Origin of the sequence: Megasphaera sp. AF13-6AC, from assembly GCF_027685385.1 — a bacterium.
Classification (GTDB): Bacteria; Bacillota; Negativicutes; order Veillonellales; family Megasphaeraceae; genus Megasphaera; species Megasphaera micronuciformis.
The window spans coordinates 579-1,975 of record NZ_JAQCUN010000185.1 but is presented as its reverse complement, the minus strand read 5'-3'; the positions used below and the strand labels follow the sequence as shown (position 1 = coordinate 1,975).

General features: G+C 47.8%; 1 protein-coding gene and 1 pseudogene. Both read right to left on the bottom strand.

Features of this window, described 5'->3' with window-relative positions; genetic code table 11:
• Positions 1-273 (bottom strand): annotated as a pseudogene (locus PGX78_RS07895) (pyruvate:ferredoxin (flavodoxin) oxidoreductase); the annotation flags it as partial.
• Between the two features lie 246 nt (positions 274-519).
• On the bottom strand, positions 520-1,397 hold an 878-nt coding region (locus PGX78_RS07890; protein WP_270446367.1), incomplete at its 5' end, for a M20/M25/M40 family metallo-hydrolase.

Sequence of the window (1,397 nt, the reverse complement as noted above, 5' to 3'; positions counted from 1 at the left end):
GCCCTGAGACGACGTAAAAGTTGTCGTTAAAGCACCGGCGTTTAAGGCTCCGTGCAAGGTGCCGGCTGCACCTTTTTCAGACTGCATTTCCTGTACGAGAACCGGTACTCCGAAGAGGTTCTTACGACCATGGGCCGACCATTCATCAACGTGTTCAGCCATAGGCGAAGACGGCGTAATCGGAAATATAGGTGCTACTTCCGTGAAGGCATAGGCAATGTGAGCGGCCGCCTCATTGCCGTCCATTGTCTTAAATACTTTTTCCCGACTCATTTCTTTCACTCCTTTTTTAATTTTCCGTTTATCTTTCTTTTAAAGCATAGTTACTATGCTTTATCTTGATATTATTGTAATCTAAAACGTTTATCTTCTCAACAAAAAGCCGCTCCCTTCCGAGCCGTCCCGTTTTTGAATAAAAACACAAAAAGAGAGAAAATGCGATAACAAAGGCATTTTCTCTCTTTTTATTCACTGGTACTAAAAAAAGTACCACACAATCTTAGGCTGTCGATTTCCGCTTTATTTTGTCAGCTTTTCCAATGTGCCGGCTATAACTTGGACGAGTTGAGCTACCGTATCGAGTTCCACTCGTTCATCCGCACTGTGAATATCGTGAGTTTCCGGGCCGACCGAAACAATGTCCAAGTCAGGATTCATAGCATAGAGGAAACCGGTTTCCAAACCGCCGTGCATAGCTTCCATTCTCGGCTCTTTACCCATTATATCCTTATATGCATCAGCCATGAGCGCCTGCAACTTACTATTTTTACTTTCGGTCCAAGCGGGGAACGGCTTTTCTATATGTACTTTCGTTCCCGTGGATTTTGCCATAACAGGCATGACGCGAACCAGTGCTTGCAAACGTGCGTCAGACGACGAACGGGGGAAATACTGGAAGGCCAATACATCTTCACGAGTTTCAATCGTACCGAGGCTGGCTGAAAGGGCCGGCAAACGCGGCAGACGGCGATCCATTGCAAAGACGCCGCAATGGAGCAAGTTAACAACATCGACAATCGACGTCGTATCCTCTGCAGAAAAAACCGATTTCGGAAGATCCGTCGGTGTAACTTCAAATACGGCATTCGGATCCGTTTCTCCGTAAACAAGGTGAAAATCTTTTTCCGCTGCGGCCACCGTCGCCTTTACACGGTCAATATCCTTTGCCGCTACTACTACTACTGCCGATGCATCGGACGGAATGGCATTAGCCGCAACGCCGCCCTTATAATCGGCCAAAGCATATTCCACACCGCCTTCGGACAAGCGATACAGAACATCGGCTACAGCCTTAATGGCATTGCCGCGACCTTCGTTAATAACTTCGCCCGAATGGCCTCCGGCCAAAGCGTGGGCACGAACAGTCAAAGCCGTATCACCCGTCGGAGCACAACGAT